Origin of the sequence: Beijerinckia sp. 28-YEA-48 (genome assembly GCF_900104955.1) — a bacterium.
GTDB lineage: Bacteria > Pseudomonadota > Alphaproteobacteria > Rhizobiales > Beijerinckiaceae > Terripilifer.
The window spans coordinates 725,534-749,641 of record NZ_FNSI01000001.1 but is presented as its reverse complement, the minus strand read 5'-3'; the positions used below and the strand labels follow the sequence as shown (position 1 = coordinate 749,641).

At 60.3% G+C, this 24,108-nt stretch carries 33 protein-coding genes; all 33 read right to left on the bottom strand.

Annotation, left to right across the window (positions count from 1 at the left end):
• Window positions 1–21: 21 nt before the first annotated feature.
• A complete protein-coding gene (locus tag BLW50_RS03545; RefSeq protein ID WP_090697491.1) occupies window positions 22–504 on the bottom strand; it encodes a GNAT family N-acetyltransferase in 483 nt (160 codons plus the stop codon).
• Between the two features lie 74 nt (window positions 505–578).
• A complete protein-coding gene (gene rplQ / locus BLW50_RS03540) occupies window positions 579–1,004 on the bottom strand; it encodes a 50S ribosomal protein L17 (RefSeq protein WP_090697487.1) in 426 nt (141 codons plus the stop codon).
• An 80-nt stretch (window positions 1,005–1,084) separates the two neighbouring features.
• The gene (locus BLW50_RS03535) at window positions 1,085–2,101 is read right to left on the bottom strand and encodes a DNA-directed RNA polymerase subunit alpha (RefSeq protein WP_090697483.1); all 1,017 of its coding nucleotides are present in this window, start codon (window positions 2,099–2,101) and stop codon (window positions 1,085–1,087) included.
• Window positions 2,102–2,206: 105 nt separating this feature from the next.
• Window positions 2,207–2,596 carry a 30S ribosomal protein S11 gene (rpsK, locus tag BLW50_RS03530; protein ID WP_090697479.1) on the bottom strand — a complete coding sequence of 130 codons (390 nt, stop codon included), beginning with the start codon at window positions 2,594–2,596 and terminating at the stop codon, window positions 2,207–2,209.
• Window positions 2,597–2,706: 110 nt separating this feature from the next.
• Window positions 2,707–3,075, bottom strand: coding sequence for a 30S ribosomal protein S13 (gene rpsM, locus BLW50_RS03525; protein WP_090697475.1), 369 nt, complete (start codon window positions 3,073–3,075; stop codon window positions 2,707–2,709).
• Window positions 3,076–3,299: 224 nt separating this feature from the next.
• Window positions 3,300–3,887: an adenylate kinase gene (locus BLW50_RS03520; RefSeq protein ID WP_090697472.1), complete on the bottom strand. Its 588-nt coding sequence runs from the start codon at window positions 3,885–3,887 to the stop codon at window positions 3,300–3,302.
• Entirely contained in the window at window positions 3,884–5,215 is a 1,332-nt protein-coding gene (gene secY, locus BLW50_RS03515; protein ID WP_090697468.1) for a preprotein translocase subunit SecY, read from the bottom strand. Before secY ends, BLW50_RS03520 begins: the two co-directional genes overlap by 4 nt.
• A 245-nt stretch (window positions 5,216–5,460) precedes the next feature.
• On the bottom strand, window positions 5,461–5,940 hold the full coding sequence (rplO, locus tag BLW50_RS03510; protein ID WP_090697465.1) for a 50S ribosomal protein L15: 480 nt from the start codon (window positions 5,938–5,940) through the stop codon (window positions 5,461–5,463).
• A gap of 12 nt (window positions 5,941–5,952) precedes the next feature.
• Window positions 5,953–6,150, bottom strand: coding sequence for a 50S ribosomal protein L30 (rpmD, locus tag BLW50_RS03505; RefSeq protein ID WP_090697463.1), 198 nt, complete (start codon window positions 6,148–6,150; stop codon window positions 5,953–5,955).
• Window positions 6,151–6,163: 13 nt separating this feature from the next.
• Window positions 6,164–6,730: a 30S ribosomal protein S5 gene (gene rpsE, locus BLW50_RS03500; RefSeq protein WP_090697460.1), complete on the bottom strand. Its 567-nt coding sequence runs from the start codon at window positions 6,728–6,730 to the stop codon at window positions 6,164–6,166.
• Window positions 6,731–6,807: 77 nt separating this feature from the next.
• Window positions 6,808–7,170 carry a 50S ribosomal protein L18 gene (gene rplR / locus BLW50_RS03495; RefSeq protein ID WP_090697458.1) on the bottom strand — a complete coding sequence of 121 codons (363 nt, stop codon included), beginning with the start codon at window positions 7,168–7,170 and terminating at the stop codon, window positions 6,808–6,810.
• Window positions 7,171–7,182: 12 nt separating this feature from the next.
• The gene (gene rplF, locus BLW50_RS03490) at window positions 7,183–7,716 is read right to left on the bottom strand and encodes a 50S ribosomal protein L6 (RefSeq protein WP_090697454.1); all 534 of its coding nucleotides are present in this window, start codon (window positions 7,714–7,716) and stop codon (window positions 7,183–7,185) included.
• Window positions 7,717–7,732: 16 nt separating this feature from the next.
• Window positions 7,733–8,125 (bottom strand): 30S ribosomal protein S8, encoded by a 393-nt coding sequence (gene rpsH, locus BLW50_RS03485; protein ID WP_090697451.1) that lies wholly within the window; start codon window positions 8,123–8,125, stop codon window positions 7,733–7,735.
• Between the two features lie 12 nt (window positions 8,126–8,137).
• Window positions 8,138–8,443: a 30S ribosomal protein S14 gene (gene rpsN / locus BLW50_RS03480; protein ID WP_090697447.1), complete on the bottom strand. Its 306-nt coding sequence runs from the start codon at window positions 8,441–8,443 to the stop codon at window positions 8,138–8,140.
• Between the two features lie 51 nt (window positions 8,444–8,494).
• A complete protein-coding gene (gene rplE / locus BLW50_RS03475; protein WP_244544438.1) occupies window positions 8,495–9,025 on the bottom strand; it encodes a 50S ribosomal protein L5 in 531 nt (176 codons plus the stop codon).
• Window positions 9,026–9,137: 112 nt separating this feature from the next.
• Window positions 9,138–9,455 carry a 50S ribosomal protein L24 gene (gene rplX / locus BLW50_RS03470; RefSeq protein WP_090697441.1) on the bottom strand — a complete coding sequence of 106 codons (318 nt, stop codon included), beginning with the start codon at window positions 9,453–9,455 and terminating at the stop codon, window positions 9,138–9,140.
• Window positions 9,455–9,823 (bottom strand): 50S ribosomal protein L14, encoded by a 369-nt coding sequence (gene rplN, locus BLW50_RS03465; protein WP_090697438.1) that lies wholly within the window; start codon window positions 9,821–9,823, stop codon window positions 9,455–9,457. The genes rplX and rplN overlap by 1 nt, the downstream gene beginning before the upstream one ends.
• 92 nt (window positions 9,824–9,915) lie before the next feature.
• Window positions 9,916–10,158 (bottom strand): 30S ribosomal protein S17, encoded by a 243-nt coding sequence (gene rpsQ, locus BLW50_RS03460; protein ID WP_090697435.1) that lies wholly within the window; start codon window positions 10,156–10,158, stop codon window positions 9,916–9,918.
• An 11-nt stretch (window positions 10,159–10,169) separates the two neighbouring features.
• Complete coding sequence (gene rpmC / locus BLW50_RS03455) at window positions 10,170–10,379, bottom strand: 50S ribosomal protein L29 (protein WP_090697433.1); 210 nt, start codon at window positions 10,377–10,379, stop codon at window positions 10,170–10,172.
• 10 nt (window positions 10,380–10,389) lie between these two features.
• Window positions 10,390–10,803 carry a 50S ribosomal protein L16 gene (gene rplP / locus BLW50_RS03450; RefSeq protein ID WP_090697430.1) on the bottom strand — a complete coding sequence of 138 codons (414 nt, stop codon included), beginning with the start codon at window positions 10,801–10,803 and terminating at the stop codon, window positions 10,390–10,392.
• 29 nt (window positions 10,804–10,832) lie between these two features.
• A complete protein-coding gene (gene rpsC / locus BLW50_RS03445) occupies window positions 10,833–11,585 on the bottom strand; it encodes a 30S ribosomal protein S3 (RefSeq protein ID WP_090697427.1) in 753 nt (250 codons plus the stop codon).
• A gap of 10 nt (window positions 11,586–11,595) precedes the next feature.
• Window positions 11,596–11,982, bottom strand: a complete 387-nt coding sequence (rplV, locus tag BLW50_RS03440) for a 50S ribosomal protein L22 (protein ID WP_090697422.1) — start codon at window positions 11,980–11,982, stop codon at window positions 11,596–11,598.
• 1 nt (window position 11,983) lies between these two features.
• A complete protein-coding gene (gene rpsS / locus BLW50_RS03435; RefSeq protein WP_090697418.1) occupies window positions 11,984–12,262 on the bottom strand; it encodes a 30S ribosomal protein S19 in 279 nt (92 codons plus the stop codon).
• A 3-nt stretch (window positions 12,263–12,265) separates the two neighbouring features.
• Window positions 12,266–13,105, bottom strand: a complete 840-nt coding sequence (gene rplB / locus BLW50_RS03430) for a 50S ribosomal protein L2 (RefSeq protein ID WP_090697414.1) — start codon at window positions 13,103–13,105, stop codon at window positions 12,266–12,268.
• A 19-nt stretch (window positions 13,106–13,124) separates the two neighbouring features.
• Window positions 13,125–13,436 (bottom strand): 50S ribosomal protein L23, encoded by a 312-nt coding sequence (locus tag BLW50_RS03425; protein ID WP_090697412.1) that lies wholly within the window; start codon window positions 13,434–13,436, stop codon window positions 13,125–13,127.
• A complete protein-coding gene (gene rplD / locus BLW50_RS03420) occupies window positions 13,433–14,053 on the bottom strand; it encodes a 50S ribosomal protein L4 (protein WP_090697409.1) in 621 nt (206 codons plus the stop codon). The genes BLW50_RS03425 and rplD overlap by 4 nt, the downstream gene beginning before the upstream one ends.
• A 3-nt stretch (window positions 14,054–14,056) precedes the next feature.
• Window positions 14,057–14,767 carry a 50S ribosomal protein L3 gene (gene rplC / locus BLW50_RS03415; RefSeq protein WP_090697405.1) on the bottom strand — a complete coding sequence of 237 codons (711 nt, stop codon included), beginning with the start codon at window positions 14,765–14,767 and terminating at the stop codon, window positions 14,057–14,059.
• Window positions 14,768–14,816: 49 nt separating this feature from the next.
• Window positions 14,817–15,125: a 30S ribosomal protein S10 gene (gene rpsJ, locus BLW50_RS03410; RefSeq protein WP_090697401.1), complete on the bottom strand. Its 309-nt coding sequence runs from the start codon at window positions 15,123–15,125 to the stop codon at window positions 14,817–14,819.
• Between the two features lie 122 nt (window positions 15,126–15,247).
• On the bottom strand, window positions 15,248–16,438 hold the full coding sequence (gene tuf / locus BLW50_RS03405; protein WP_090697328.1) for an elongation factor Tu: 1,191 nt from the start codon (window positions 16,436–16,438) through the stop codon (window positions 15,248–15,250).
• Window positions 16,439–16,478: 40 nt separating this feature from the next.
• Window positions 16,479–18,551 (bottom strand): elongation factor G, encoded by a 2,073-nt coding sequence (gene fusA / locus BLW50_RS03400; RefSeq protein ID WP_090697395.1) that lies wholly within the window; start codon window positions 18,549–18,551, stop codon window positions 16,479–16,481.
• Between the two features lie 31 nt (window positions 18,552–18,582).
• Window positions 18,583–19,053, bottom strand: a complete 471-nt coding sequence (gene rpsG, locus BLW50_RS03395; protein ID WP_090697392.1) for a 30S ribosomal protein S7 — start codon at window positions 19,051–19,053, stop codon at window positions 18,583–18,585.
• A gap of 12 nt (window positions 19,054–19,065) precedes the next feature.
• Window positions 19,066–19,437: a 30S ribosomal protein S12 gene (gene rpsL, locus BLW50_RS03390; protein WP_090697389.1), complete on the bottom strand. Its 372-nt coding sequence runs from the start codon at window positions 19,435–19,437 to the stop codon at window positions 19,066–19,068.
• Between the two features lie 493 nt (window positions 19,438–19,930).
• Window positions 19,931–24,106, bottom strand: a complete 4,176-nt coding sequence (rpoC, locus tag BLW50_RS03385) for a DNA-directed RNA polymerase subunit beta' (RefSeq protein ID WP_090697384.1) — start codon at window positions 24,104–24,106, stop codon at window positions 19,931–19,933.
• Between the last annotated feature and the right edge of the window lie 2 nt (window positions 24,107–24,108).

The window sequence follows — 24,108 nt, the reverse complement described above, 5'->3', positions numbered from 1 at the left end:
CATCGCATCGCGACCCGACGTTCACAACGCACGGAACATCACAAGTGCGTCGACAAAACCATGAAGCGGATGAGAGAACGCACCTGGCAAACGCCCCACGGTTTCAAAACCCATGGCGTGCCAGAGGCGCACCGCGCCTGCATTGGTGCTGACCACACAGTTGAACTGCATGGCGCGGAAGCCAAGATCCAGCCCCTGCTGCAGTGAATGTTCGCACATGCGCCGGGCGATCCCCCGCCCTGTCGCTTGAGCATCGGTGACATAGCCGCAATTGGCGACATGGGCGCCGCCGCCCATCTGATTGGCGCGCAGATAGTAGGTGCCGACAATGGCGCCCTCGTCTTCCGCTACAAAGGTTTTGCGATCAGCGCTGAGCCAATAGGCCAAGGCATCAGCCTCGCTCATGTCGCGCGGCAAAGCATAGGTCTCGCCGGCCCGGATGACCGGTTGGAGGATGCGCCAGATATCGGCCTGATCACTCGACTGCGCTGGCCTGATCAGCATCGCTCGCTCCTCAAATGAAAAGAGCGGCCAGCGGCCGCTCTCTCAAATCATGTCGACTTCAATATCGACTTGGATCAGGCAGCCGCCGTCGCGTTCTCACGCGTGCCCTCGACCGGACCGGAGTCCTTGCCGCGTGCATCGGGATCACGATCGACGAATTCGATCACAGCCATCGGCGCATTGTCGCCATAGCGGAAACCGGCCTTCAGGACGCGCGTATAGCCGCCGTTACGGGCCTTGTAGCGCGGGCCGAGCACGTCAAAGAGCTTCTTGACGAGTTCGACATCCTTCATCTGCGAAATCGCCTGGCGGCGGGCATGCAGGTCGCCCCGCTTGCCGAGCGTGACCAGCTTCTCGACGACCGGACGCAAGTCCTTAGCCTTCGGCAGCGTGGTGACGATCTGCTCATGCTTGATGAGCGCCTGGCACATATTGGCGAACATCGCCTTGCGGTGTTCGGCCGTCCGGTTGAAGCGGCGCTTAGCGCGTCCGTGATACATGGCTTACTCCTTCGTTTTTACGGCCGCCGTGCCAAGGGTCGGCCGTTCCTTATGCCCCACGCCCTTTGCGTGGAGAGGGATCAGTAATGTTCTTCGAAGCGCTTGGCGAGCTCTTCGATGTTTTCCGGCGGCCAGCCCGGCACTTCCATGCCGAGGTGCAGGCCCATCTGCGCCAGCACTTCCTTGATCTCGTTGAGCGACTTGCGGCCGAAGTTCGGCGTCCGCAGCATCTCGCCTTCCGACTTCTGGATGAGGTCGCCGATGTAGACGATGTTGTCGTTCTTGAGACAGTTGGCCGAACGCACCGAAAGCTCGAGCTCGTCGACCTTCTTGAGCAGCGCCGGGTTGAACGCCAGCTCCGGAATCGACGGAGCCGCTTCTTCGCGCTTCGGCTCGTCGAAGTTCACGAAGACATTCAGCTGGTCCTGCAAGATGCGCGCGGCATAGGCCAGTGAATCTTCCGGGTTGATGGCGCCGTTGGTCTCGATCGTCATCGTCAGCTTGTCGTAGTCGAGGATCTGACCTTCGCGGGTGTTTTCGACGCGATAGCTGACCTTGCGAACCGGCGAGTACAGGCTATCGACCGGAATGAGACCGATCGGCGAATCCTCGGCGCGGTTGCGGTCGGCCGGGACATAGCCCTTGCCACCGCTGATGGTGAATTCCATGCGGATCTCCGCGCCCTCGTCGAGCGTGCAGATCACCAGCTCAGGATTGAGCACCTGGACGTCGCCGGTCAGCGTGATGTCGCCAGCGGTCACAGCACCCGGACCCTGCTTCTTCAGGATCATGCGCTTCGGGCCGTCGGCCTGCATCTTGACGGCAATGTCCTTGATGTTGAGGACGATGTCGGTCACGTCTTCGCGCACGCCGGGGATCGAAGAGAATTCGTGCAGCACGCCGTCGATGTGGACGGAGCTGATGGCCGCGCCCTGGAGCGACGACAGCAGAATGCGACGCAGGGCATTGCCGAGCGTCAAACCGAAGCCGCGTTCCAGCGGTTCGGCAACGACCGTCGCGAAACGCTTCGGATCATCACCGAGCGTCACGTCGAGCTTGGTCGGCTTAATGAGTTCTTGCCAGTTCTTCTGAATCACGACTGCGCCTTTCTATGGCCCGTGGGCATATCGGTCCGTCGACCATGGCCTCACGGTGTCGGGAATAAGACCGCGCCACCCGTCGGTGGCGCAGCCAGATTGGAATCAGACGCGGCGACGCTTGCGCGGGCGGCAGCCGTTATGCGGGATCGGCGTCACGTCACGGATCGAGGTGACGGTGAAGCCAGCGGCCTGCAGAGCGCGCAGAGCCGATTCACGGCCGGAGCCCGGACCAGACACTTCGACTTCCACGGTGCGCACGCCGTGTTCAGAGGCCTTGCGCGCCACATCTTCGGCCGCCATCTGCGCGGCATAGGGAGTCGACTTACGCGACCCCTTGAACCCCATCGTGCCGGCCGACGACCAGGCGATCGTGTTGCCCTGCGCGTCCGAGATGGTGATCATGGTGTTGTTAAAAGTGGAATTCACGTGGGCAACACCCGACGCGATATTCTTGCGTTCACGACGACGAACGCGCGTTGCTTCTTTAGCCATGGATACTCTCTGTCCTTCTGGCGCGCCCGTGATTCCAGGCGCTAGGGCTCAATGTTGGCCGGCGTAAACCGGCAAAAAGCGGCGCCGTGAAAGGCGCCGCTAAAACGAAATTACTTCTTCTTGCCGGCGATTGGCTTCGCCTTGCCCTTACGGGTGCGGGCGTTGGTGTGCGTGCGCTGGCCACGAACCGGCAGCTGGCGACGATGACGCAGACCGCGATAGCAACCCAGATCCATCAAGCGCTTGATGTTGACGGCCACTTCACGACGCAGATCGCCTTCGACCATGTAATCGCGGTCGATGGTTTCACGAATCTGGAGCACTTCCGCGTCGGTCAGCTGCGACACGCGACGCTCGGCCGGGATACCGACCTTCTCGCAGATCTCACCGGCGTTCTTGGCGCCAATACCGTGAATGTACTGCAGCGCGATGATAACACGCTTGTTCGTGGGAATATTTACACCGGCGATACGCGCCATTGCTCTCTCCATATCGGCCAGCCGTAGCTGGCACTGGGTTATCCTGCGTCCGGTGGAGGCCGGCCCATGCAGGGGATTCCAACGTGCAAACGGTCCCGCAGCCTCATGCCAGAGGCCACCGGACCATTCGGTTTCGATGATAGCGCTCATATAAGGACTATGAGCGCCCTCGTCAACGCAAAAAGCCGGCTGTCAAGCCCGGAAACCGGGTTATGCCAGACAGACTAAGCCTTGGCCGACAGGGCCTCGTCGATCGCCTGCGACACACTGTCGATAGCGGCCATACCGTCGACGACCTTCAACGCACCATGACTGGCATAATAGGCCGAAACCGGAGCCGTCAGATCGCGATAGGCGTCCAGCCGGATCTTAAAGGCTGCCGGATTGTCGTCGGCGCGCACCGTGCCACCCGCTGCCTCGGTCTCCCGAGCCCGCTTTTCGATCCGGGCCAGCAAAGCGGCCTCGTCAACCTTCAGCTCAACAATGCTATCGAGGGCCATATCCTTTTGCGCCAACATTTTGTCGAGCGCCTCGGCTTGCGCGACCGTGCGCGGAAAGCCGTCAAGAATGAAGCCCTTGTGAGCATCGTCATCATTCAGCCGATCGGCAATGATGCCGACCACGATCTCGTCGGGCACCAGACTGCCCGCATCCATGAGGGCCTTAGCCTTCAGGCCAACCGGCGTCCCCGCTTTCACGGCCGCCCGCAGCATATCTCCTGTCGAGAGCTGCGGGATTCCGTGCTTTTTCATCAACCGCTCAGCCTGCGTGCCTTTACCGGCTCCAGGCGGACCAAGCAGAATCAATCTCATCGCCTTCTACCCCGCAGCTTCGCCTTCTTCACCAGGCCCTCATATTGTTGAGCCTGCAAATGTCCGTGGATATGCGCCACTGTATCCATCGTCACGCTGACGACAATCAGGAGCGACGTTCCACCGAAATAGAACGGCAGCGCTGCGTAGGAAATAAGCATTTCAGGTAACAGGCAGATAGCCGCGAGATAGGCGGCGCCGATCACCGTGATTCGAGTCAGCACTTCGTCGATATATTGAGCGGTGCGCTCGCCCGGCCGGATGCCCGGAATGAAGCCACCATGCTTCTTCAGATTGTCCGCGGTCTCGGTCGGATTGAACACGACGGCGGTATAGAAGAAGGCAAAGAACACGATCAGGCCGATATAGCACAGCATGTAGAGCGGCCGGCCATGGGCAAAATAAGCATTGACCGTCGCCAGCCAGCCGGTTGCGTCCGGCGTTGAAAAATTCGCCAAGGTCGTTGGCAGCAACAGCAGCGACGAGGCGAAGATCGGCGGGATGACACCGGCGGTGTTGATTTTCAGCGGCAGGAACGAAGTCTGACCTTCGTACATGCGGTTGCCGACCTGACGCTTCGGATAGGTGATGAGCAACCGGCGCTGCGCCCGCTCCATGAAGACGATGAACGCGGTGACGAGCAGCGCCATCAAGATCACGAAGATGATCAGGCCGGTGTTCAAAGCGCCCTGCCGACCCAATTCCAAGGTCGAAACGATGGCCGATGGGAAAGCCGCGACGATACCGGCGAAGATGATGAGCGAAGAACCGTTGCCAATGCCGCGCGCGGTGATCTGCTCACCAATCCACATCAGGAACATGGTGCCGCCGACCAGCGAAATCACCGTCGAGATCTGGAAGAACAGACCGGGATGGGCGACCACGCCCTCCTGCCCTTGCAGACCGATGGAAATACCCCAGGCCTGGAAAACCGCCAGCACCACCGTCAGATAGCGCGTGTATTGATTGATAACCTTACGGCCCTGCTCGCCTTCTTTCTTCAGCGCCTCGAACGAGGGTACGACTGACGTCAGAAGCTGCAGAATGATCGATGCCGAAATATAAGGCATGATGTTAAGAGCGAAGATAGCCATGCGCTGCACAGCGCCACCGGCAAACATATTGAACAGTTCCAACACGCCTTGCTGGCGGCCAGTGAAGCTCTGTTCGAAAGCGACCGGATCAATGCCGGGTAGCGGGATATACGTGCCGAGCCGATAAATAATCAGCGCGCCGAGGGTGAACCAGATTCGCTTTTTCAGTTCCTCGGCCTTGCCGATGGCCGAAAAGTTGATGGAGGCTGCGAGCTGTTCGGCTGCCGATGCCATATTTTCGCTCCGATGACGCCAGGACAGGCGTCGAAATGCATTTGTCTCTATAGCGTTTCAAAGTTTGGCGGAATCGCCAAACGCAATGAAGACGCGTCAAACTCGAGATTCTCGGCAAATCGCGTTTCGATCGAAACGTGATCTACCCTAGAACACGGGAACGGGGCGAAAGGCCTTAACCTTACGCCCCGTCCGAACTCATATGGCGGTTCTGAGCTTGATTGAAAAGCCCGCAAAACTGCGGATCAAGCGCCTTCGGCCGGGGCTTCGTTCAAGAGCTTAACGCTGCCGCCCGCCTTTTCGATGGCCGCAATGGCGGACTTCGACGCAGCGGCCACTTCGAAGGCCACTTTCGCCTTCAATTCGCCGCTGCCGAGCAGCTTCACACCGTCACGCGCCTTCGAGCAAACGCCCGCCGCGATCAGCGCCTCGAGGGTCACCGTCTTGGCGCCATCGAGCTTGCCAGCTTCGATAGCCTGCTGCACGCGGCCAACGTTGACCTCGTTGTAATCAGTGCTGAACGGAGCCGTGAAGCCGCGCTTCGGCAGGCGCCGATGCAGCGGCATCTGACCACCTTCGAAGCCCTTGATACGCACGCCTGAACGTGCGGTCTGGCCTTTGCCGCCGCGGCCGGCCTGCTTGCCCTTGCCGGAACCGATACCACGGCCGACGCGGGTGCGTTCCTGAGAGGAACCGGGATTGTCCCGAATGTCGTTGAGTTTCATCGCCCGGACTCCTTACTTGCCGTCGACGACGCGCACGAGGTGCGCAACTTTTGCGACCATGCCGCGAACAGCCGGAGTGTCCTCAACCGAAGAGCGACGGCCGATCTTATTCAGGCCGAGGCCCTTCAAAGTCGCGCGCTGTTCGAGCGGACGCCCAATCGGGCTCTTAAGCTGTTCGAGCGTGATTTGCTTGCTGGAAGAGTTTGCCATGTGACTGCCCTCCTCACGCGTCAGTTGCGTCGGCGTCGACGCCTTGGCGACGCGACTGCAGAACCGAAACCTTCAGATTGCGGCGCGCGGCAACAGTGCGCGGCGAATCTTCATGCTTCAGCGCATCGAACGTGGCGCGCACCATGTTGTAGGGGTTTGACGACCCCTGCGACTTGGCGACAACGTCATGCACACCGAGCGTCTCGAAAACAGCGCGCATCGGACCGCCGGCGATGATGCCGGTACCAGCCGGAGCGGCACGCACGACAACGCGACCCGCACCGTGGCGGCCACGCACGTCATGATGCAGAGTACGACCTTCGCGCAGCGGCACGCGGATCAGGCCACGCTTGGCGGCTTCCGTCGCCTTGCGGATAGCTTCCGGCACTTCACGCGCCTTGCCGTGGCCAAAACCGACCCGGCCCTTCTGGTCGCCGACAACAACCAGCGCGGCGAAGCCGAAACGACGGCCGCCCTTCACCACTTTGGCGACGCGGTTGATGTGCACCAAACGGTCGACGAACTCGCTATCGCGGTCATCGCGATCGCGGCGGCCACCGCCTTCAGAATCTCTTGCCATATTCTCTTTCCGTCACTTGCGCGGTTCTCATTGAACCGCTCGCTGGGATCGCCCGCACCACCTGGCGCGGGAAACACTTAGAAGTCGAGGCCGCCTTCGCGCGCCCCTTCGGCCAGCGCCTTGACGCGGCCGTGAAACATATAGGAGCCGCGATCGAACACGACTTCCTTGATGCCCGCCTTGCTGGCGCGCTCGGCAATCAACTTGCCGATCGCCTTAGCGGCATCCACGTTCGCACCGGTCTTGAGAGCCGAACGCTGATCCTTTTCGAGCGAAGAGGCCGCGACGAGCGTCGCACCCTTCTCGTCGTCGATGATCTGCGCATAGATCTGCTTGGACGTGCGATGCACGGACAAACGCGGCTTGCCATAAGCCCGGGCACGGATCGAGCGGCGGACGCGCGCCTTGCGGCGGGCGGCGACCTGATTGGTATTCGCCATCGCTGCGTCTCCTTACTTCTTCTTGCCTTCCTTGCGGAAGATGAATTCGCCAGCGTATTTGATGCCCTTGCCCTTATAGGGCTCCGGACCACGCAGCGAGCGGATTTCAGCGGCAACCTGGCCAACCTGACGACGATCGATACCCGAGATCGCCACTTCGGTCGGACGCGGCGTCACGATCGCGATGCCAGCGGGGATCGGATAGTTGACGTCGTGGCTGTAGCCAAGCGACAGCTGCAGGGTCTTGCCAACCACGGCCGCCTTGTAACCGACGCCGGTGATTTCGAGCTTCTTCTCGAAACCATTGGTCACGCCGGTCACCAGATTGGCGATCATGGCGCGCGACATGCCCCACATGGCACGGTCACGCTTGGAATTGCCACGCGGATCGACCTTGATCGCGCTACCATCGAGGGTAACAGCGATCTCCGGAGGAGCCGCGAACTTCAGTTCGCCCTTGGCGCCTTTGACGGCGACGTTCTGGCCATCGACCTTCGCGGTGACGCCGGACGGGATGGTGACGGGCTTCTTGCCGACACGAGACATGTTGATCCGTCCTCGCTCAGAAGACCCGGCAGAGCACTTCACCGCCGACGTTCTGCTCGCGAGCAGAATGATCGGCCATGACGCCCTTCGGAGTCGAAACAATGGTGATGCCGAGGCCGTTGGCGACGCGGGGCATCTGCGAAACGGCGGCGTAAACACGCCGACCGGGCTTGGAGACGCGCTGGATCTGACGGATCACAGGCTCGCCTTCGTAGTACTTCAGTTCGATTTCGAACTCCGAACGGCCATTGCCGTAATCGGTGGACGAATAACCGCGGATATAGCCCTCATCCTTGAGGACTTCCAGCACGTTAGCGCGCAAGCGCGAACCCGGCGTATTGACCGAGCCCTTGCGACGCATCTGTGCGTTACGGATACGGGTGAGCATATCGCCCAAAGGATCATTCATGATCTCGCTCCCTTACCAGCTCGACTTGACGAGTCCGGGGATCAGGCCCTTGGAGCCTAGTTCCCGAACGGCGATACGCGACATCTTCATCTTGCGATGGAAAGCACGCGGACGGCCCGTCACTTCACAGCGATTGCGCAAACGCGTTGCCGACGAATTACGCGGCACCTGCGCCAGCTTGAGAGAAGCGTCAAAACGCTCCTCAATGCTGAGGGATTCATCATTCACGATTTCCTTCAGACGCGCACGCCGGCCAGCGAACTTCTTGACCAGCCTTTCCTTGCGCTTCTGATTCTGTACTGCGCTCTTCTTTGCCATGAGCCTACCTCTTGATTCCGCGTTTGAGACCCGAAAGGGATTTCCCAGGCCTCACTGCCGGAACGGGAAGTTAAATGCGCGCAACAGGGCGCGCGCCTCGTCGTCGGTCTTGGCCGTCGTGCAGACAATCACGTCCATGCCAATAACCGAGTCGATCTTGTCGTAGTCGATCTCCGGGAACACCAGGTGTTCCTTGATGCCCATGGCATAGTTGCCATTGCCATCGAACGACTTCGGATTCAGGCCGCGAAAGTCACGAATGCGCGGCAGCGCGATCGTCACCAGACGGTCCAGAAACTCATACATCCGCGTCTTGCGCAAAGTCACCTTGGCGCCGATCGGCATGTTCTCGCGCAGCTTAAAGGTCGAGATCGCCTTACGAGCCTTGGTCACCACCGGCTTCTGACCGGAAATCAGCGCCAGATCGCCCGCAGCGGTCGTCACCTTCTTGGTGTCGTTGACGGCATCGCCAACGCCCATGTTGATGACGATCTTCTCGATCGTCGGCACTTCGAGGGGATTCTTATAGCCGAATTCCTCGATCATCTGCTTGCGTACGACTTCGTCGTAATGCTTGCGCATGCGCGGCAGATAGCCTTTCGGCACTGCCAGCGATTCAGCCGTCGCCAGGTTGGCGGGAGCTGCGGCTTCGCCGCGCTTCGCCTTGCCCTTGGCGGGCTTCTCGGTCGTAGCTTCAGCCATCGATCGTTTCTCCGGAACGCTTGGCGACACGAACCTTGCGGCCGTCGTCGAGAATCTTGAACGCAACGCGCGTCGGCTTGCCGTCCTTCGGATCAGCCACGGCGAGGTTGGACAGATGGACGGAGGCTTCCTTCGAGATGATGCCGCCTTCCTGGGTCTGGGTCTGACGCTGATGACGACGAACCATGTTGACGCCACGCACGATGGCGCGCTCTTCGGTCGGCATCACGCGCACGACTTCGCCCGAACGCCCCTTGTCGCGACCGGCGAGCAGAACGACCTTGTCGCCCTTCTTGATCTTAGCGGCCATTACAACACCTCCGGCGCGAGCGAGATGATCTTCATGTGGTTCTTGGCGCGAAGCTCGCGCGGAACCGGCCCGAAGATACGGGTCCCGACCGGCTCGCTCTGATTGTTGATCAGAACGGCGGCGTTGGAATCAAAGCGGATCACCGAACCGTCGGCGCGCTTGATGTCCTTGGCTGTACGAACGACAACCGCCTTCATCACGTCGCCCTTCTTCACGCGACCGCGCGGAATGGCTTCCTTGATGGAGACGACGATGATGTCGCCAACACCGGCGTAACGGCGTTTTGAACCGCCGAGCACCTTGATGCACATTACACGTCGTGCACCTGAATTATCCGCCACATCGAGGGCGGTCTGCATCTGAATCATGGCTTCAAGCCTTCCTTCTCAGATCGGTTTCCGGACCAGCTGCCTGCCCCGGACTACGCCTGAAGGGAGCCAAAGCTCCCTCGACCAGTCGTTTAAGCTTTTGGCGCCGCTTCCACAACGGCCCAACGCTTCAGCTTCGAAATCGGCTTCGACTCCACGATGGAGACGGTATCGCCGACCTTGTAAGCCTTATTCTCATCGTGCGCATGGTAGTGCTTAGTGCGGCGCACGGTCTTCTTGAGCAGCGGGTGCGTGAAACGGCGCTCGACCTTGACGACAACCGTCTTAGCCTGCTTGTCGCTCACGACGACGCCTTGGAGAATTCGCTTCGGCATCTCGTATGTCCTTACTTTGCGGCGCTGCGCTTTTGCGCCGCTAGAGTCTTGGCGCGGGCGATGTCACGGCGAACGACCTGGACGCGCGACGTATTGTCGAGCTGCCCGGTAGCGCGCTGAAAGCGCAGGTTGAACTGCTCCTTCTTCAGCTTCATCACTTCGTCGACCAACTGATCCTCGGTCATCGCGCGAAGATCGGAGACGCGTTGATTCGTTTTCATCTCGTTCCCCTTATTCGGCAATGCGCTGCACGAAGCGCGTCTTGATCGGCAGCTTGGCCGCCGCAAGAGTCATCGCCTCACGGGCGAGATCAGCGGGGACGCCGTCGATCTCGAACATGATACGGCCCGGCGCGACGCGCGCGGCCCAGAATTCCGGCGCGCCCTTGCCTTTACCCATGCGCACTTCGGTCGGCTTCTTCGACACGGGCACGTCCGGGAAAATGCGGATCCACACGCGGCCAGCACGGCGCATGTGGCGAGTCATCGCGCGGCGGGCCGCCTCGATCTGACGCGCGGTAATACGCTCCGGCTCAAGAGCTTTCAAGCCAAATTGGCCGAAATTGAGTTCGAAGCCACCCTTGGCATTGCCATGGATGCGGCCTTTGAAGGCCTTTCTAAATTTGGTGCGCTTGGGTTGCAACATGACTAAAGCTCTCGATGTCCGTCCGGCGCTTACGCAGCGTCGCGGTTATTGCGGCCTTCGCGGCCCTCACGACCTTCCCGACGCGGACGGCGTTCACCGCCACCACCACCGGCATCCAGTTCGCTCTGACGCTTATCCTGCGCCATCGGATCGTGCTCGAGGATCTCGCCTTTGAAGATCCAGACCTTGATACCGCACGTGCCGTAAGCCGTATGCGCGGTAGCAACGCCGTAATCCACGTCGGCGCGCAGCGTATGCAACGGCACGCGGCCTTCGCGATACCACTCGAGACGAGCGATTTCAGCACCGCCAAGACGGCCCGAGCAATTGATCCGGATGCCCTGGGCGCCCAGACGCATCGCCGACTGCACAGCGCGTTTCATGGCGCGGCGGAAGGCAACACGGCGCTCGAGCTGCTGAGCGATCGAATCCGCCACCAAGGTTGCATCGATCTCAGGCTTGCGCACTTCGACGATGTTGATGACGACTTCCGATTCGGTCAGCTTAGACACCAACTTACGGATTTTGTCGATATCGGCGCCCTTCTTGCCGATCACCACGCCCGGACGGGCGGAGTGGATCGTCACGCGACACTTCTTATGCGGGCGTTCAATGATGATCTTCGAGACCGCAGCCTGCTTCAGCGCCTTCATCAGCGCCGCGCGGATGGCAAGGTCCTCGTGCAGCAGCTTGGCGTACTCGCCACGCCCTGCGAACCAACGCGAATCCCAGGTGCGGTTAATGCCGAGACGCAGACCGACCGGATTGACTTTCTGACCCATCGTTCTCTCCTCAGGCCTTCGCTTCGCTAGGAACTTCGCGAACCACGATCGTCAGGTTCGAGAAGGCCTTCTCGATGCTGCCGGCGCGACCACGAGCACGGGCATGAAAGCGCTTCATGACCATGGCCTTGCCAACATGCGCCTCTGAGACGACCAGATCGTCCACATCGAGCGAATGATTGTTTTCGGCGTTCGCAATCGCGCTCTGCAGCGCCTTACGAACTTCGACGGAGATCCGCTTACGCGAAAACTCAAGATCGGCAAGCGCCGTCTCGACCTTCTTGCCGCGGATGAGCTGGGCAACGAGGTTCAGCTTCTGCGGGCTGACGCGCAGCATGCGCGCCACCGCTTTGGCCTCGTTCTCGCCGAGCTTACGTTCCATTTTCGGCTTCGACATATCAGCCTCTCTTCGCCTTCTTATCGGCGGCGTGGCCATGGAAAGTACGGGTCGGCGAGAACTCGCCGAACTTGTGACCGATCATGTCCTCGTTGATGTTCACGGGGATATGCTTGTGGCCGTTATGGACGCCGAACGTCAGACCGACGAACTGCGGCAGGATCGTGGAGCGGCGGCTCCAGATCTTGATAACTTCGGAGCGGCCGGAGGCGCGCGACGTTTCTGCCTTCTTGAGCAGATAGCCGTCGACGAACGGACCTTTCCAGATCGAACGCGTCATGGCTTAGCCCTTCTTCTTGCTCTTGTGACGCGAGGTCACGATGAACTTATCCGTCGACTTATTCGAACGGGTCTTCTTACCCTTGGTGGGCTTGCCCCACGGGGTCACCGGGTGACGACCACCTGAGGTACGGCCTTCACCACCGCCGTGCGGATGGTCGACCGGGTTCATGACAACGCCGCGGTTATGCGGACGCTGGCCGAGCCAACGGTTACGACCCGCCTTGCCGAGGTTGATGTTCATGTGGTCCGGGTTCGACACCGCGCCGATCGTGGCGAAGCACTGGCCGTGAACCAAACGCTGCTCGCCCGAGTTCAGGCGCATGATCACCATGCCCTGGTCGCGGCCGACGATCTGCGCGTAGGTGCCAGCCGAACGGGCCAGAACACCACCCTTGCCGATCTTCATCTCGATGTTGTGCACGATCGTGCCCACCGGGATGTTCGACAGCGGCATCGCATTGCCGGGCTTCACGTCGACCTGCTTGCCGGAGATGACTTCATCGCCCGGCGCCAGGCGCTGCGGCGCCAAGATGTAAGACAGCTCGCCGTCCGCATACTTGATCAGCGCGATGAACGCCGTGCGGTTGGGATCATATTCCAACCGCTCGACTTTCGCCGCGACGTCAAGCTTGCGACGCTTGAAGTCGACGAGACGGTATGTCTGCTTGTGGCCACCGCCGCGGAACCGCACCGTGATGCGACCGTGGTTGTTGCGACCGCCCTTCTGCGACTTGCCTTCCGTCAGTGTCTTGACCGGCTTGCCCTTCCAGAGGTCAGAGCGGTCAACGATCACCAGCTGGCGCAGGCTAGGCGTGACGGGCTTGAATGATTTCAGTGCCATCGATCCAATCCTTTTCCGCTCACAGACCGGTCGTCACGTCGATCCGGTGGCCCTCGGCGAGGGTCACAACGGCGCGCTTGACGTCGCTCTGCGTGCCGCGGCGGCCGCGGAATACGCGATTCTTGCCCTTGCGGACATTGGTATTCACGCTTTCGACCTTGACGTCGAAAAGCCGCTCGACTGCGAGCTTGATCTCGATCTTCGTGGCTTCCTTGCGGACCTTGAAGACCACCTTGTTCTGCTCGGACGCCATCGTCGCTTTTTCGGTAATAACCGGCGACAAGATCACGTCGTAGTGGCGAGCATCGGCGAAACGCGCTGCCTGGCTCATTTGAATCGCGCCTCCAGCGCCTCGATCGCCGCCTTGGTCAGCACCAGCTTCTCACGGCGGAAAATGTCGTAGACGTTGATGCCCTGCACGGGCAGCACGTCGATGTTCGGGATGTTGCGGGCCGCCAGGCAGAAGTTCTGCTGCGGCTCGGTGCCGTCGATGATCAAAGCCGAGTTGAGGCCGGCCTTGGCGAAGGACGCGGCGAGCGCCTTGGTCTTCGCTTCAGCGATATCAGCCGACTGCCAGATCACCACGCCGCCGTCGCGCATCTTCTGCGACAGAGCATGACGCAGGGCCAGGGCACGGACCTTCTTGGGCAGATCATGCGCATGGCTGCGAACGACCGGGCCGAAGGCGCGACCACCACCGCGGAACTGCGGCACGCGCATTGAGCCGTGGCGAGCGCCGCCCGTGCCCTTCTGCTTGTACATCTTCTTGGTCGTGCGGTTGATGTCCGCACGGTTCTTCACCGCATGCGTACCGGCGCGACGCGCCGCCAGCTGGTAGCGGATCATGCGAGCGATCAGGTCAGCACGCGGCTCAAGACCGAAAATTTCGTCGTTGAGCTCGATCGAGCCGGACTGGGCGCCGTCGATGGACAGAATGTCGATTTTCACGGCTCAGCCCTCCTTCTTTTCTTCGCCGGGGGCTGCTTCCGGCAGCTTGAACTTGCCTGGCTGCGGCGCATCCTTCGGCAGCGGCTTCTTCACCGCGTCACGCAGATAGATGTAACCGCCGGCATGGCCCGGGACGGCGCCTTCAACCAGCACGAGGCCGCGAGCAACGTCCGTCTGCACAACCCGCAGGTTCTGCGTCGTCACGCGCTCGGCGCCGAGATGGCCGGCCATTTTCTTCTGCTTGAAGGTCTTGCCCGGATCCTGACGCTGACCGGTCGAACCGTGCGAACGGTGCGAGACAGACACGCCGTGGGTGGCACGCAGACCGGCGAAGTTCCAACGCTTCATCGGACCGGCGAAGCCCTTACCGATCGTCGTGCCGCTGACGTCCACGTACTGGCCGGCAACGAAATGATCGGCGGTGATCTCCGCACCAACCGGGATCAGCTGCTCTTCCGGCACGCGGAATTCGGCGAGCTTCATCTTCGGCTCGACCTGCGCGCGGGCAAAGCGCTCGCGCTCCGCCTTCGGAACATTCTTCACCTTGGCGCGGCCGAAGCCGAGCTGCACGGCGGTATAGCCGTTCTGATCCTTGGTCCGATGCGCGACGACCTGACAGCCGTCGAGCTTGAGAACCGTGACCGGCACATGTTCGCCTGCGTCTGTAAAGACGCGGGTCATGCCGACCTTCTGTGCAATGACACCTGAACGCATTGTTCTTGTCCTTAAGGGCACATTTCTTGAAGAGGTGCCCGGTTTAACCTTAGAGCTTGATCTCGACGTCCACACCGGCCGCGAGGTCGAGTTTCATGAGTGCATCGACCGTCTGCGGCGTCGGATCGACAATGTCGAGGACGCGCTTGTGGGTACGAATTTCGAACTGTTCGCGCGACTTCTTGTCGACGTGCGGCGAACGGTTGACCGTGAACTTCTCGATCTGCGTCGGCAGCGGGATCGGGCCGCGCACTTGCGCGCCGGTCCGCTTCGCCGTCGAAACGATTTCTTTCGTCGACGTATCGAGAATCCGGTGATCAAACGCCTTAAGGCGTATGCGGATATTTTGGCCGTTCATCTTCTCATTCCTTTGCAGCCGTCAGTCCCGGCGCTTCTCTCAAAACAACCGGGACAGCAGGCCTGCATTGAGGCCCCCGGAACTCTCCGCGGCGTCTCGCGACGCCGCGGCGAAAACCTTTATTACTCGACGATGCTGGCGACGACGCCGGCGCCAACGGTGCGGCCGCCTTCACGGATGGCGAAGCGCAGCTTCTCTTCCATCGCGATCGGAACGATCAGCGCCACGTCCATCGTCACGTTATCGCCCGGCATCACCATTTCCGTGCCTTCCGGCAGCGTCACGATGCCCGTCACGTCCGTCGTGCGGAAATAGAACTGCGGACGGTAGTTCGTGAAGAACGGCGTATGGCGACCACCTTCATCCTTCGTCAGGATGTAGGCTTCGGCCTTGAACTTCGTGTGCGGCTTCACCGAACCCGGCTTGCACAGCACCTGGCCGCGCTCGACGTCTTCGCGCTTCGTGCCGCGCAGCAAGCAGCCGACGTTGTCGCCAGCCTGCCCCGAGTCGAGCAGCTTGCGGAACATTTCGACGCCCGTCACGATCGTCTTCACGGTGTCCTTCAGACCGACGATTTCGACTTCTTCGCCAACCTTCACGATGCCGCGCTCGACGCGACCGGTCACCACCGTGCCACGACCCGAGATCGAGAACACGTCTTCAACCGGCATCAGGAACGGCTGGTCGATCGGACGCTCCGGCTGCGGAATGTAGTCGTCAACCGTCTGCATCAGCGCCAGAACGGCGTCATGGCCGATTTCCGGGTTGGTGTTGTCCAGCGCGCATTTCGCCGAACCCTTGGTGATCGGAATGTCGTCGCCCGGGAAGTCGTACTTCGACAACAGTTCGCGCACTTCCATTTCGACCAGGTCGATCAGTTCCGGATCATCAACAAGGTCGACCTTGTTCATGAACACGACCAGCGCGGGAACGCCGACCTGGCGCGCCAGCAGGATGTGCTCGCGGGTCTGCGGCATCGGGCCGTCGGAGGCCGACACGACCAGGATCGCGCCGTCCATCTGCGCCGCGCCCGTGATCATGTTCTTCACATAGTCGGCGTGGCCCGGGCAATCGACGTGGGCGTAGTGGCGGTTCTTCGTCTCGTATTCGACATGCGCCGTCGAGATCGTGATGCCACGCGCCTTTTCTTCCGGCGCCTTGTCGATCTGATCATACGCCGTGAACTTCGCTCCGCCGCTCTCGGCCAGAACCTTCGTGATCGCTGCCGTCAACGACGTCTTGCCATGGTCAACGTGACCAATCGTGCCGATGTTACAATGCGGCTTGTTCCGTTCAAATTTTTCCTTCGCCATCGCGGAGCTCCTTACAAACCTATCGTGTTCGTTGACTGTGTTAGGCGTACTTCGCCTGGATCTTTTCGGCTTCGTTACGCGGCACTTCCGCGTAATGATCAAACTGCATCGTGTAGCTGGCGCGCCCCTGCGTACCCGAACGCAGGTTCGACACGTAGCCGAACATATTGGCGAGCGGCACCATGGCATTCACCACAACCGCGTTGCCGCGCATGTCCTGGCCCTGGATCTGGCCACGGCGGGAGTTGAGATCGCCGATGACATAACCGGTGTGTTCTTCCGGCGTCACCACCTCGACCTTCATGACCGGCTCGAGCAACACGCAACCCGCCTTCTGCAGCGCTTCGCGCGTGCCCTGACGGGCCGCGATTTCGAAGGCCAGCACGGAGGAGTCAACGTCATGATAGGCGCCGTCAACCAGCGACATCTTGATATCGACCACCGGGAAGCCGGCAACCACGCCCGCACCGAGAACGGACTTGAAGCCCTTCTCAACGCCCGGGATGTATTCCTTCGGCACCGCGCCGCCGATGATCTTCGACTCGAATTCCGTCCCCTTGCCCACTTCATTGGGGCCGAGCACGAACTTGATGCGCGCGAACTGACCGGAACCGCCCGACTGCTTCTTGTGCACGTAGTCGTATTCGACGTCGCGGGTCGCTCTCTCGCGATAAGCAACCTGCGGGGCGCCGACATTCACTTCCACCTTGTGGGTGCGCTTGAGAATGTCGACCTTAATGTCAAGATGCAGTTCGCCCATGCCCTTGATGATCGTCTGGCCAGATTCCTGGTCAGTCGTCACGCGGAACGACGGATCTTCGTTGGCGAGCTTGAGAAGCGCCGTGGTCATCTTTTCCTGGTCGGCCTTCGTCTTAGGCTCAACAGCCTGCTCGATGACCGGGTCCGGGAATTCCATCTTCTCGAGAATGACTGCCTTGTTCGGATCGCACAGGGTCTCGCCCGTGCGCGTATCCTTCATGCCGACCAGCGCGACGATGTCGCCGGCATAAGCCTCGGCGATTTCTTCGCGATTGTTGGCATGCATAAGCACCATGCGGCCGACGCGCTCGTTCTTGTCACGCGTCGAATTGAGCAAAGCCTGCCCCTTCACCAGCGTGCCCGAATAAACACGTGCGAAGGTCAGAATGCCGTACGGATCGTCCATGATTTTAAACGCCAGGACGGACAACGGCTGATCATCGCTCGGCTTACGATCGGTCTCTTCGCCGGTCTTATAGTCGATGCCCTTGATCGCGCCGCGATCGATCGGCGACGGCAGATAATCGACAACTGCGTCGAGCAGCGGCTGCACGCCCTTGTTCTTGAACGCCGAGCCGCACAGCACCGGATAGAAGGCGCCGGTCAGAACGGCCTTGCGGATCATCCGCTTCAAGGTCGCTTCATCCGGCTCTTTGCCATCGAGATAAGCTTCCATGACGGCGTCGTCGAGTTCGACGGCGGCTTCAAGGAGCATGTTGCGATACTCGAGTGCCTTGTCGACGAGATCGGCAGGAATATCGATTTCGTTGAACTTGGCGCCGAGCTGCTCTTCTTCCCAGACGATGGCGCGCATGCGCACGAGATCGACGAGGCCCTTGTATTCGGCCTCAGCACCGATCGGCAGCTGGATGGCAATCGGGCGCGCGCCGAGACGAACCTTGATGTCGTCGAGGCACTTGTAGAAATCCGCGCCAGTCTTATCCATCTTGTTGGCGAAGACGATACGCGGCACTTTATACTTGTCGCCCTGGCGCCAAACGGTTTCCGTCTGCGGCTCAACACCTTGGTTGGAGTCGAGCACGCACACCGCGCCGTCGAGCACACGCAGCGAACGCTCGACTTCGATGGTGAAGTCGACGTGGCCGGGGGTGTCGATGATGTTCAGGCGCTTGTTATTCCAGATAGCGGTCGTCGCGGCAGACGTGATCGTAATGCCGCGCTCCTGCTCCTGCTCCATGAAATCCATGGTCGCAGCGCCATCGTGCACTTCGCCGATCTTGTGGCTCTTGCCGGTGTAATACAGAATCCGCTCGGTCGTCGTCGTCTTACCGGCATCGATGTGAGCCATGATGCCGAAGTTACGATAATCTTCCAGAGGATATTGGCGGGGCATTGTCTTGTCCTCGTCGGCGCGAGCCGTTCAACTACCAGCGATAATGAGCGAAAGCTCGGTTGGCTTCCGCCATCCGGTGCGTGTCTTCGCGCTTCTTAACCGCGTTACCGCGATTGTTGGCGGCATCCATCAGTTCGGCCGACAGACGATCTTCCATCGTCTTGTCGTTGCGATCACGCGCCGCCGAAATGATCCAGCGGATAGCGAGCGCCTGACGACGTTCCGGACGCACTTCGACGGGCACCTGGTAGGTGGCACCACCGACGCGACGCGAGCGCACTTCGATCGCCGGCGCGACATTGTCGAGCGCGGAACGAAACACACCGATCGGATCAGCCTTGGCTTTCGCCTGAATCTGATCGAAAGCACCATAGACGATGGCTTCAGCCACCGACTTCTTGCCTTCGTACATGATCGAATTCATGAACTTGGCGAGAACAATATCACCGAACTTAGCATCGGGGATAACTTCCCGCTTCTCGGCGCTGTGACGACGCGACATCGCAAATTCCCCTTACTTCGGACGCTTCGCGCCGTATTTCGAACGGCGTTGCTTGCGATCCTTAACGCCCTGCGTGTCGAGCACGCCGCGCAGAATGTGATAGCGGACACCCGGAAGATCCTTGACGCGACCGCCGCGGATCATGACCACCGAATGCTCCTGCAGGTTATGCCCTTCGCCCGGGATATAACCGATGACCTCGAAGCCATTCGTCAAACGCACCTTCGCGACTTTGCGCAGGGCGGAGTTCGGCTTCTTCGGGGTCGTCGTATAGACGCGCGTGCACACGCCGCGCTTCTGCGGACACTGCGCCAGATGGCGCGCTTTTTCCCGGTACACTTTCTGTTGCCGCGGTTTGCGGATCAACTGGCTGATCGTCGGCATCCTTCGCCTTTCCAGACAAGCGAAAATTGAACCAAAACATTGACGAAAAAGGGTTTTTCAGTCCCAATTCCGCCTTCCGCACGGCCGAAACCGTACGCAAAACGAATTCACGCCTTCAGCCCTCTACAGGCTTCGGCGCGCAATTCGGCAGAGGACCCAGGACGAACCCGGATCTTGCCCCGTGAATCCATCCCCTCGAAAAACGAGATTCAGGATGTGACTTTAAAGGTCGCGGTAGAGGCCAACAGCGTTTAGTTTCAATGTGTTAGGAACGAGGCGTTCGTAACGATGCAAAACTACTGCCTGTCGAATTGGCCGGAAATTAGTCGCAACCGATGGAGTCGTCAACCCCTTCAAAGCTAAAAAGTAATTGAATCGACTCGTGTTTTTCTGGCGACGCGCTGTTCCGTGTTGCCCCTGCTAAGACGCTGATTGCAAATGAAAGGGCCGCCCGAAGGCGGCCCTTGATAGTCAGGTTACAGCTTCGATCCGCTTATTCGGCGGCGGGAAGTTGCACGTGTTCACCTTCCGACGACTGGGCTTTCTGCTGAAGAATCAGCTCGTCACGATTCGTTGCGATCGTGCGCAGCTTGGTCATCGCCGCGCCCGTACCGGCCGGAATCAGGCGGCCGACGATGACGTTCTCCTTCAGGCCCTCGAGCGTATCCACCTTGCCGTTGACGGCGGCCTCGGTGAGGACGCGCGTCGTCTCCTGGAAGGAGGCGGCGGAGATGAACGAGCGGGTCTGCAGGCTCGCCTTGGTGATGCCGAGCAGAACCGCCGTACCGATGGCAGGCTTCCTGCCTTCGGCCACAGCCTTCTCGTTGGCTTCCTCGAACTCGAGCCGGTCGACCTGGTCGCCCGGCAGGAAGTCCGTCTCGCCAGGATCGGAGACGTCCATCTTCTGCAGCATCTGGCGAACGATCACCTCGATGTGCTTGTCGTTGATCATCACACCCTGCAGTCGGTAGACTTCCTGGATTTCGTTGACGAGGAAGGCTGCAAGCTCTTCCACGCCCTTGATCGCCAGAATGTCGTGCGGCGCCGGGTTGCCGTCGACGATATAGTCGCCCTTCTCCACAACGTCGCCATCCTGCAGATGGATGTGCTTGCCCTTGGGGATCAGGTATTCGACCGGCTCAGCGCCTTCCTCGGTCGGAATGATCGAGATGCGCTGCTTGTTCTTGTAGTCGCGGCCGAACTGCACCGTGCCGGTGATCTCCGCGATGATCGCGTGATCCTTCGGACGGCGTGCCTCGAACAATTCCGCGACACGCGGCAGACCGCCGGTGATGTCACGGGTTTTCGCCGAGTCGAGCGAGATACGCGCCAGGATGTCGCCGGCCTTGATCGGCGCGCCTGGTTCGGCGGTGATGATCGAGTCGACCGGCAGTGCGTAGCGGGCATCGCCACCACGCAGCAGCTTGGCCACCTTGCCGTCCTTACCCTTGATGATGATCGAGGGCTTGAGCGTCGCCGAGCGCTGGTTGAGGCGCCAGTCCATGACCATGCGCTTCGAGATACCGGTCGATTCGTCCGCCGTTTCCGACATGGACATGCCTTCGACCAGATCTTCGAACGCGACCTCGCCATCCACTTCCGTGAGGATCGGACGGGTGTAGGGATCCCACTCGGCAATACGCTGGCCGCGCTTGACGACATCACCCTCGTCGACCTTCAGCCGCGCGCCATACAGGACGCGATGCACGGCACGTTCGGTGCCATCCGGGCCGACAATCGCGATGGCGACGTTACGCGCCATGACCATCAGATCGCCATCGCCGTTGCGAGCCAGATGACGGTTGCGCACGCGCACCGTGCCATCGAAGTTCGACTCGATGAACGACTGATCGGCGATCTGCGCCGCGCCGCCGATGTGGAACGTGCGCATCGTCAGCTGCGTGCCCGGCTCACCGATCGACTGCGCCGCGATGACGCCGACCGCTTCACCCATATTGACGGGCGTCCCGCGCGCCAGATCGCGTCCGTAGCACTTGCCGCAGACACCATTGGTCGCTTCGCAGGTCAGCACCGAGCGGATCTTCACTTCCTGAATACCGGCAGCGTTGATGCGATCGATATGCCATTCCTGAATCATCTCGCCAGCCGGCACGATGATCTTGCCGTCGAGCTCCTTCAGATCCTCGGCCGTGGTGCGGCCCAGAATACGCGTCGCCAAGGACGCGACGATCTGACCGGCATCGATGATCGCCCGCATACGAATGCCGCCCGTCGAGCCGCAATCGAAGGAGGTGATGATCGAATCCTGCGCAACGTCGACGAGACGACGCGTCAGATAACCAGAGTTCGCCGTCTTCAACGCGGTGTCGGCCAGACCCTTACGGGCGCCGTGGGTCGAGTTGAAGTATTCAAGAACGGTCAGACCTTCCTTGAAGTTCGAGATGATCGGGCTTTCGATGATCTCGCCTGACGGCTTGGCCATCAGACCGCGCATAGCGGCGAGCTGCTTCATCTGCTGCGGCGAACCGCGCGCACCTGAATGCGACATCATGAAGATCGAGTTGATCGGCTTGTCGCGTCCCGTTTCGTCCTTCTGGACGGTGGAGATGCGCGCCATCATCTCTTCAGCGAGCTTATCCGTGCACTTCGCCCAGGCATCGACGACCTTGTTGTACTTCTCACCCTGGGTGATCAGGCCGTCGTTGTACTGCTGCTCGTACTCTTTCGCCAAAGCCGACGTGTCGGCGATGATCTTCGGCTTCGTCTCCGGCACGACCATGTCGTCCTTGCCGAACGAAATGCCCGCCTTGAAGGCTTCGCGGAAGCCCAGCGCCATGATGCGATCGCAGAAGATCACCGTCTCCTTCTGACCGCAGTTGCGGTAGACGGTGTCGATCATCCCCGAGATTTCTTTCTTCGTCATCAGCTTGTTGGCGACGTCGAAAGGCACCTTGACGTGGTGCGGCAGCAGCTGGCCGAGGATCATGCGACCTGGCGTCGTATCGAACACCTTCGAAACGCGCTGGCCATTGGCATCGAAGGTCCAGGCCCGCCCCTTGATCTTCGTGTGCAGCGTGATGGCCTTCGTTGCAATGGCATGTTCGATTTCAGCCATGTTGCTGAACGCCATGCCCTGCCCGACATCACCGTCGCGCATCAAGGTCAGGTAATAGAGACCCAACACGATATCCTGCGACGGCACGATGATCGGCTGGCCGTTGGCGGGATGCAGGATGTTGTTGGTCGACATCATCAGCACGCGCGCTTCCAGCTGCGCTTCAAGCGACAGCGGAACGTGCACGGCCATCTGGTCGCCGTCGAAGTCGGCGTTGAACGCGGCGCAGACCAGCGGATGTAGCTGGATCGCCTTGCCTTCGATCAACACCGGCTCGAAAGCCTGAATGCCAAGACGATGCAGGGTCGGGGCGCGGTTCAACAGCACCGGATGTTCGCGGATGACCTCATCGAGGATATCCCACACTTCCGGCTTTTCTTTTTCGACGAGCTTCTTCGCCTGCTTCACGGTTGCCGAGAAGCCCTTCGCGTCGAGACGCGAATAGATGAACGGCTTGAACAGTTCGAGCGCCATCTTCTTCGGCAAGCCGCATTGATGCAGCTTCAATTCGGGACCGACGACAATGACCGAACGGCCGGAATAGTCGACGCGCTTGCCGAGCAGGTTCTGGCGGAACCGGCCCTGCTTGCCCTTCAACATATCGGCGAGCGACTTCAGCGGACGCTTGTTGGCGCCGGTGATGACGCGGCCGCGACGGCCGTTGTCGAACAGCGCATCGACAGCTTCCTGCAGCATGCGCTTTTCGTTGCGGATGATGATGTCGGGCGCACGCAGTTCGATCAGCCGCTTCAAGCGGTTGTTGCGGTTGATGACGCGGCGATACAGATCGTTGAGGTCGGAGGTCGCGAAACGGCCACCATCAAGCGGCACGAGCGGACGCAGATCCGGCGGAATGACCGGAACTTCCGTCAGCACCATCCACTCCGGCTTGTTGCCGGACTGCATGAAGGCTTCGATGATCTTCAGACGCTTGGCGAGCTTCTTCGGCTTCAGTTCCGTCGTTGCTTCGGAGATCTCGACGCGCAGCTGCGCCGCGATCTTCTCAAGGTCCATCCCCTTCAGCATCGAGCGGATGGCTTCCGCGCCGATCGAAGCGGTGAAGTTGTCCTGGCCATACTCATCCTGCGCCCGCAGATATTCATCTTCGGACAGGAGCTGGCGGTCCTTGAGCGGCGTCAGGCCGGCATCAAGAACGATGTAGGATTCGAAATAGAGGATGCGCTCCAGTTCCTTGAGCGTCATATCCATCAGCAGGCCGATGCGCGACGGCAGCGACTTGAGGAACCAGATGTGCGCGACGGGAGCCGCCAGCGAGATATGGCCCATGCGCTCGCGGCGCACGCGCGACAGCGTCACTTCAACGCCGCACTTCTCGCAGATGACGCCCTTGTACTTCATGCGCTTGTACTTGCCGCACAAGCACTCGTAGTCCTTGATCGGCCCGAAAATACGCGCGCAGAAGAGACCGTCACGTTCCGGCTTGAACGTACGATAGTTGATCGTCTCGGGCTTCTTGATCTCGCCGAACGACCAGGACAGAATCTTCTCGGGGCTCGCAATAGAAATCTGGATCTGGTCGAAAGCCTGCGGCTGTACGACCGGACTGAAGAGATTCATGACCTCTTGATTCATTG

Coding starts and splice junctions, on each gene's coding strand:
- BLW50_RS03545 (WP_090697491.1), bottom strand. CDS start 504: ATGCTGATCAGGCCAGCGCAGTCGAGTGATCAGGCCGATATCTGGCGC.
- rplQ (WP_090697487.1), bottom strand. CDS start 1,004: ATGTATCACGGACGCGCTAAGCGCCGCTTCAACCGGACGGCCGAACAC.
- rpsK (WP_090697479.1), bottom strand. CDS start 2,596: ATGGCTAAAGAAGCAACGCGCGTTCGTCGTCGTGAACGCAAGAATATC.
- rpsM (WP_090697475.1), bottom strand. CDS start 3,075: ATGGCGCGTATCGCCGGTGTAAATATTCCCACGAACAAGCGTGTTATC.
- BLW50_RS03520 (WP_090697472.1), bottom strand. CDS start 3,887: ATGAGATTGATTCTGCTTGGTCCGCCTGGAGCCGGTAAAGGCACGCAG.
- secY (WP_090697468.1), bottom strand. CDS start 5,215: ATGGCATCGGCAGCCGAACAGCTCGCAGCCTCCATCAACTTTTCGGCC.
- rplO (WP_090697465.1), bottom strand. CDS start 5,940: ATGAAACTCAACGACATTCGGGACAATCCCGGTTCCTCTCAGGAACGC.
- rpmD (WP_090697463.1), bottom strand. CDS start 6,150: ATGGCAAACTCTTCCAGCAAGCAAATCACGCTCGAACAGCTTAAGAGC.
- rpsE (WP_090697460.1), bottom strand. CDS start 6,730: ATGGCAAGAGATTCTGAAGGCGGTGGCCGCCGCGATCGCGATGACCGC.
- rplR (WP_090697458.1), bottom strand. CDS start 7,170: ATGGCGAATACCAATCAGGTCGCCGCCCGCCGCAAGGCGCGCGTCCGC.
- rplF (WP_090697454.1), bottom strand. CDS start 7,716: ATGTCTCGTGTCGGCAAGAAGCCCGTCACCATCCCGTCCGGCGTCACC.
- rpsH (WP_090697451.1), bottom strand. CDS start 8,125: ATGAATGATCCTTTGGGCGATATGCTCACCCGTATCCGTAACGCACAG.
- rpsN (WP_090697447.1), bottom strand. CDS start 8,443: ATGGCAAAGAAGAGCGCAGTACAGAATCAGAAGCGCAAGGAAAGGCTG.
- rplE (WP_244544438.1), bottom strand. CDS start 9,025: ATGCGCAAGCATTACGACGAAGTCGTACGCAAGCAGATGATCGAGGAA.
- rplX (WP_090697441.1), bottom strand. CDS start 9,455: ATGGCCGCTAAGATCAAGAAGGGCGACAAGGTCGTTCTGCTCGCCGGT.
- rplN (WP_090697438.1), bottom strand. CDS start 9,823: ATGATTCAGATGCAGACCGCCCTCGATGTGGCGGATAATTCAGGTGCA.
- rpsQ (WP_090697435.1), bottom strand. CDS start 10,158: ATGCCGAAGCGAATTCTCCAAGGCGTCGTCGTGAGCGACAAGCAGGCT.
- rpmC (WP_090697433.1), bottom strand. CDS start 10,379: ATGAAAACGAATCAACGCGTCTCCGATCTTCGCGCGATGACCGAGGAT.
- rplP (WP_090697430.1), bottom strand. CDS start 10,803: ATGTTGCAACCCAAGCGCACCAAATTTAGAAAGGCCTTCAAAGGCCGC.
- rpsC (WP_090697427.1), bottom strand. CDS start 11,585: ATGGGTCAGAAAGTCAATCCGGTCGGTCTGCGTCTCGGCATTAACCGC.
- rplV (WP_090697422.1), bottom strand. CDS start 11,982: ATGTCGAAGCCGAAAATGGAACGTAAGCTCGGCGAGAACGAGGCCAAA.
- rpsS (WP_090697418.1), bottom strand. CDS start 12,262: ATGACGCGTTCGATCTGGAAAGGTCCGTTCGTCGACGGCTATCTGCTC.
- rplB (WP_090697414.1), bottom strand. CDS start 13,105: ATGGCACTGAAATCATTCAAGCCCGTCACGCCTAGCCTGCGCCAGCTG.
- BLW50_RS03425 (WP_090697412.1), bottom strand. CDS start 13,436: ATGAGCCAGGCAGCGCGTTTCGCCGATGCTCGCCACTACGACGTGATC.
- rplC (WP_090697405.1), bottom strand. CDS start 14,767: ATGCGTTCAGGTGTCATTGCACAGAAGGTCGGCATGACCCGCGTCTTT.
- rpsJ (WP_090697401.1), bottom strand. CDS start 15,125: ATGAACGGCCAAAATATCCGCATACGCCTTAAGGCGTTTGATCACCGG.
- tuf (WP_090697328.1), bottom strand. CDS start 16,438: ATGGCGAAGGAAAAATTTGAACGGAACAAGCCGCATTGTAACATCGGC.
- fusA (WP_090697395.1), bottom strand. CDS start 18,551: ATGCCCCGCCAATATCCTCTGGAAGATTATCGTAACTTCGGCATCATG.
- rpsG (WP_090697392.1), bottom strand. CDS start 19,053: ATGTCGCGTCGTCACAGCGCCGAGAAGCGGGAAGTTATCCCCGATGCT.
- rpsL (WP_090697389.1), bottom strand. CDS start 19,437: ATGCCGACGATCAGCCAGTTGATCCGCAAACCGCGGCAACAGAAAGTG.
- rpoC (WP_090697384.1), bottom strand. CDS start 24,106: ATGAATCAAGAGGTCATGAATCTCTTCAGTCCGGTCGTACAGCCGCAG.